Here is a 6,227-nt window from a genome sequence, read left to right as displayed (position 1 = left end):
GGGAGGGCAAAGATAATTACTTTTTTATCTCTAGCAAATCTTTTTATAAAAATTTCTTCCTATTGTATTTCAACTCGCTTTTCAATATTTAAGTAAGAACGTCGCCTCTAATGCGGGTGCAAAAGTACAACCTAAATCCACATTTTACAAGCTTTTTTAAACTTTATTTTTTTCCTCTTTCTTAACTCGCTGATTTAAAGTTTTGTAAACAACAAAGTTTTTTTTGAATTCAATAGACGTAAAGTGGTATTATTGAAATTTACAGCAGATTCGCAGGTTTTTAAACCATATAAGGCATAGAAGGTTTTTGAACCATTAAGAAATTAAGGGACATGAAGAGGAATTAATATTGAATAACGAAATTTGAAATTGTTATTGAACCATATAAGGAATATAAGGGAATATAAGATTTGTGAACCATTAAGAAATTAAGAGACATGAAGAGGGTTAAATGTTGAATTTTGAATTTTGAAATTGTTATTAAACCATATAAGGAATATAAGGGAATATAAGATTTGTGAACCATTAAGAAATTAAGAGACATGAAGAGGAATTAATATTGAATAACGAAATTTGAAATTGTTATTGAACCATATAAGGAATATAAGGGAATATAAGATTTGTGAACCATTAAGAAATTAAGAGACATGAAGAGGGTTAAATGTTGAATGTTGAACTTTGAAATTGTTATTATTATTGATATTGCACCCGCGTTAGGGATAGTAGCGACATCCTTTTTAAAAGGGAACTGAGGCTCTCGAAGTCTCCGTTTAAAAAGATACAGCGGATAGCCCGACCTGTCATTGCGAGGCAACGAAGCAAAAAGGGAACGCCCGAATTAAAAATTAATAAAAGGGATTATTTGTTAGCCGCACTTACTTTTGCTTGCCAAGTGGCGCTTAAATTGTCAAAATCTACCTTAACTGCTGGCGGTTGATTTTGTAATCTCCCATTTAAAAAGGCATTCACCAATATTGATTCAATTAAGTAGTCTTCGTTATTCTCGTAGGGATCGTATTTTGTTTTTAAATTAATATCAAACATTCTGGCTGTAACATTCGACCAAAAGGCTTTCCAACCGCTTTTGAGATTGGTTATTAATTCATAAGTAGTCGTTCCTGTTTGACGATGAATCAATTTTACTAGAATTTGACCTTGCTTACGTGATAATTTTTTGAGCTTATCTTCAAATTCGTTAGTCAAATAATTTTCGACAATCTTAAAATATTTTTTTTTCTCTTTTTCGGTCTTAAGATTACCCATTCCCTTATTTAAGGCTACTAATCTTTCGGAGGTGATTTTAGCATACGGATATGCTTTATATACACGAAATTGAAGGAGCTGAAATTGTTTCAATGCTTCTACGTCTAACTTTTCTTTCCGAACAATAATTTCGGGAAGTTCAATAGTATCATTCAAAATGGTATCGTTTTCTGTTAAAACATACCCCATTTGATCGGTGTCTTTTTTAATTATCTGTGCGTTAACCGCGGTAGAAATAAATAATAAGCAAATGATAAATTGAATACTCTTCATGGTTGAAAAATTTAATGGCAAAATTAGACATTCTATACACAACTGTAATGCCAAATTTATAATTTAGCAAAAAAAATAATTTTATGAGCACTGAATCAATATTAAACGCAAACTCGATTAGCTTTTTAGAGAACTACCTTAATAATGCATCGCCAACTGGATTTGAAGCCGAAGGTCAGAAAATTTGGATGGATTATGTAAAACCGTATGTCGACACCTTTATAACAGACACTTACGGAACTGCTGTGGGAATCATTAATCCGGATGCTCCTTATAAAGTAGTAATTGAAGGTCATGCTGACGAAATTGCTTGGTATGTCAATTATATTACTGATGATGGTTTGATTTACGTGATTAGAAACGGAGGTTCTGATCATCAGATTGCACCTTCGAAACGAGTAAACATACACACTAAAAACGGAATCGTAAAAGGTGTTTTTGGTTGGCCTGCCATTCATACCCGCAACAGAGGTAAAGAAGAAGTGGCGAAAACCGATAATATTTTTATTGATTGCGGTTGCGAAAACAAAGAACAAGTTGAAAAACTAGGTGTTCACGTAGGCTGTGTAATTACGTATCCTGACGAATTTATGGTATTGAACGAGAATAAATTTGTTTGCCGCGCCATTGACAACCGTATGGGAGGTTTTATGATTGCTGAAGTAGCACGATTGTTACACGAAAATGGTAAAAAATTACCTTTTGGATTGTACATTACTAATTCAGTTCAAGAAGAAGTAGGATTGCGTGGTGCCGAAATGATAACACAAACTATCAAACCGAATGTTGCTATTGTAACCGATGTTTGTCACGACTCTACTACTCCAATGATTGATAAGAAAATTGAAGGAGAAACTAAAATTGGTAAAGGACCAGTAGTCACTTATGCTCCTGCCGTGCAAAACAATTTAAGAGAATTGATCCTTGATACTGCCACCGAGAAAAACATTCCGTTTCAACGATTGGCTTCTTCACGAGTTACAGGAACTGATACAGATGCTTTTGCATACAGTAATGGCGGTGTGGCTTCGGCTTTAATTTCGCTTCCTCTACGTTACATGCACACCACAGTAGAAATGGTACATCGTGAAGACGTGGAAAATGTTATTAAATTGATTTATGAAACCTTATTGAAAATAGAAAACGAAGCAACTTTTTCGTATTTCAAATAATGATTGCTTTAGGAGCTAATCCCGCTATCCGTTGCAATTTTTTCCTTTTTAAATAAAAAAGGAAAAGGATTTCCTCTGCTATCGGGGCTAAAAAAACCGCAATTCAAAAATTATGAATTGCGGTTTTTTATATATGAAGAAAAAGACGTTTATCTGTTTTTTAGAAACGCTACAACATTCTTTTCAATTCGTTCATTGATATTAGTAATATCGGCTTTTACGAATTTCTCACCTAAGATATTTTCGTACAATTCAATATACCGTTCTGAAACCGATTCGATATAAGCATTATTCATATCTGGAATTTGCTGTCCTTCTTGCCCTTGAAAACCATTTTCAATCAACCAGCGACGCACAAACTCTTTAGATAATTGTTTTTGTTCTTCTCCTCTATCTTGTCTTTCTTGATAGCCCTCTGCATAAAAATAGCGAGAAGAATCGGGAGTATGAATTTCGTCAATCAAAACAATTTGTCCCTCTTTGGTTTTACCAAATTCATATTTGGTATCCACCAAAATCAATCCACGACTGGCTGCAATTTCAGTTCCTCTTTGAAACAAAGCTCTTGTGTATTGTTCTAAAACTAAATAATCTTCTTCTGAGACTATTCCTTTAGACAAAATTGCTTCTCTAGAAATATCTTCGTCATGCGAACCATTATCCGCTTTGGTTGTAGGAGTAATTATTGGAGTTGGGAATTTATCATTTTCTTTCAATCCTTCCGGCATAGTAACTCCGCAAAGAGTTCGTTTCCCAGCAGCATATTCTCTTGCAGCATGTCCTGAAACATAACCACGAATTACCATTTCTACTTTGAAAGGCTCACACAAATACCCCACAGCCACATTAGGATCTGGCGTTGCAATTAACCAATTAGGAACGATGTCTTGTGTCATCTTCATAAATTGGGTTGCTATTTGATTTAGAATTTGCCCTTTATAAGGAATACCTTTTGGCAAAACCACATCAAAAGCCGACAATCTATCTGTAGCAATCATGACTAATAAATCGTCATTTATATTGTAAACTTCGCGAACTTTTCCACGATACACATTTTTTTGACCAGGAAAATTAAAGTTTGTAGTTGTTATGGTATGGCTCATTATATAATTGTGTTGTTTGTAATTGCTGCAAATTTAGCATTATTTCATGGAGAATGGAAGTCTAAAAAACTATTTATTTAGTAAAGTTGAATTGAATAAGTCTAAAATTCGAGTATACTCATCCACCCAAGAATAGGTTTCTTTAAATCCGTGTGACTCTACAGGAAAACTGGCTAAACTCCACTTTTTCTTACCCAACTCGATAAAACGTTGCGATAAACGTACAATGTCTTTGTACTCCACATTGTCATCGACCATACCATGAAGCATCAATAAATTACCTTCTAAATTATTCGCAAAATAGATTGGCGAACTTTTTTTATACGCATCAGGGTCGGTTTCTGGAAAGTTTAATATATTACCCGTATAACCATGATTGTAATGTGCCCAATCAGTTACAGAACGTAAACCTGCTCCAGAAGTAAACTCTTTAGGAGCTGTAAGCATTGCCATTAAAGTAATAAATCCACCGTATGACCCACCATAAATCCCAACTCTCTTTTCATCTACACCACAATTTTGAACTAAAAACTTTTTTCCATCAATTTGATCAGATAAATCTTTACCTCCCATAAAGCGATAAATTCCAGTTCTAAAATCTCGTCCATAACCATCACTTCCTCTATAATCAATATCTAAAACCGTATAGCCTAAATCAGTAAGCATATTATGAAACATATACTCTCTGTGGTACGTACTCCAATAATTATGGGCGTTTTGCAAATACCCTGCTCCATGAACAAAAATCACAGCAGCTCTATTGGATTTTTCTGCATTTGGTTTGTACAAACGAGCATTTACAGATGTTCCATCTTGTGCTTTGAATGTAATCACATCTGGAGTTCTCCAATTGTACGATTCAAATTCTTTGGTGGTTGAGTATGTGATTTGTTCTAAAGCACTCCCTTTTTTATTAGAAGCCATAAACAACTCCCATGGTTTATTTTTAAACGAATACCGAACTAACAAACTTTTTTCATCTGGAGAAAGGCTCACTTCATGAGCACCATCTTTGATTAAAATTGGTTGTAAAACAGCATCCGAAACATTCATTTTATAAAATCCTCGATTCCCTGGATGTGTTTGATTGGTGGTTAAATAGAATGCTTTTTTATCTTTAGACAGAACCACTCCTCGGACTTCCCAATTCCCTTTAGTCAATTGTATTTTTTTATTCGTTCTCAAATTATAGGTATATAAATGAGAATAACCCGTTGCTTCTGATTGAAAATAAAGAGTTTCATTATCTGCTAAAAACCCTAAAGTTCCCGAACTAAAAGCATACGATGGGATTCCGGGACCTCCAATCCAAGCTTCATCATGTTGGTGGTCTATTTCTTTAAAAGTTCCGGTTTCTAAATTCAAATTAACCAACCAACGGTCTTTATTATCTTGGCTTCTAATTTCTACAATAGCATACGAACCGTCTCTATTGTATACAGGAGCCTGTGCAATTATAAGTTTATCTTTTTTCTCTAAATTCTTATTGCTCTCATATGATTTATAATATTCAGGTATATCTTGAATATGACTTAATGATGAAAAATTAACTACATAAACTGAATCTTTGGCTACATTATATATTCCGAATTTTGTATTCACAAAATTATTTATTGACACTTTTGATTTTGTATCTTTTGGTTTATTATACCCATCAGACGTAACAAAAATTTCCATCTGTTCAGACTTTACTTCCGTTTCTTCTCTTAGTCTAAAAGTAATAAAATTGCCCTTTGGACTAACTTTACTATTATCCATACTACTTTTCCCGAAAAAATACGGTTTTGGAAAATCGGATTTTGGAGATTCGTTATCCGCATTCCACTTTTCTTTTTCTTCTTGATCTCGGATAAATTGAAACAATTCTTTTTGTTGGTTCTTTAAGAAAGTTTCATTTGCTTTTTGTTTTTCATCAGCTTTCCCTTTTTTGAAATTGGAGATTTGAAGTAAAGTCCCTGCATTGGTATCAAATTTAAATAGGTTATCATTTTGTTTAAAAAACAAAACTCCTTCTTGAGACGCTAATTGCAAATTAGAAATAGGAGAACTACTTTGATATAGCTTTTTTATTTTTTTATTACTTACAGCAAACGAAAAAATTTGTCCTTTGTCAGCATAATAATAAACATTAGACCCTTCTCTATTTAAGAAATTAAATTTAGAAAACTGAGCTTCTTCAGCAGTGGCCTTTTGAGGAACTTTCATTCCTTTTTTCCAATAATATGTCGAATTACCTAAATCATTACTTGGATTCCAATCGAAATAAATTTTAGAACCGTCTAAAGACCATCTTTCGTTCTCGGGTAGGTTCCCAATAAAACCATTTCCTTTCATAATTTCTTCTAATTTCAGCGTTTGAGCCTGAAAAAAAGAAGAAGTGAAAACGCAAATAAGTAGTAGTATATTTTTTTTCATT

The 6,227-nt window shown here is 33.4% G+C and carries 4 protein-coding genes; 1 reads left to right on the top strand and 3 read right to left on the bottom strand.

What is annotated here, in order from left to right; genetic code table 11:
- Positions 1 to 858: 858 nt before the first annotated feature.
- Entirely contained in the window at positions 859 to 1,536 is a 678-nt protein-coding gene (locus tag RMR09_RS07240; RefSeq protein WP_310595128.1) for a DUF4294 domain-containing protein, read from the bottom strand.
- 83 nt (positions 1,537 to 1,619) lie between these two features.
- Between RMR09_RS07240 and RMR09_RS07235 the strand changes: the two genes are divergently transcribed.
- Entirely contained in the window at positions 1,620 to 2,708 is a 1,089-nt protein-coding gene (locus RMR09_RS07235; RefSeq protein ID WP_310595127.1) for a M42 family metallopeptidase, read from the top strand.
- Positions 2,709 to 2,857: 149 nt separating this feature from the next.
- Here the strand turns inward: RMR09_RS07235 and RMR09_RS07230 are convergent, their stop codons facing one another.
- Together RMR09_RS07230 and RMR09_RS07225 are read right to left on the bottom strand one after the other, a co-directional pair.
- Complete coding sequence (locus tag RMR09_RS07230; protein ID WP_310595126.1) at positions 2,858 to 3,811, bottom strand: phosphoribosylaminoimidazolesuccinocarboxamide synthase; 954 nt, start codon at positions 3,809 to 3,811, stop codon at positions 2,858 to 2,860.
- 69 nt (positions 3,812 to 3,880) lie between these two features.
- On the bottom strand, positions 3,881 to 6,226 hold the full coding sequence (locus RMR09_RS07225) for a prolyl oligopeptidase family serine peptidase (protein ID WP_310595125.1): 2,346 nt from the start codon (positions 6,224 to 6,226) through the stop codon (positions 3,881 to 3,883).
- Between the last annotated feature and the right edge of the window lies 1 nt (position 6,227).

It is taken from the genome of Flavobacterium sp. (assembly GCF_031537875.1).
Taxonomy (GTDB): Bacteria; Bacteroidota; Bacteroidia; order Flavobacteriales; family Flavobacteriaceae; genus Flavobacterium.
This window is presented reverse-complemented; position numbering and strand designations above follow the sequence as displayed.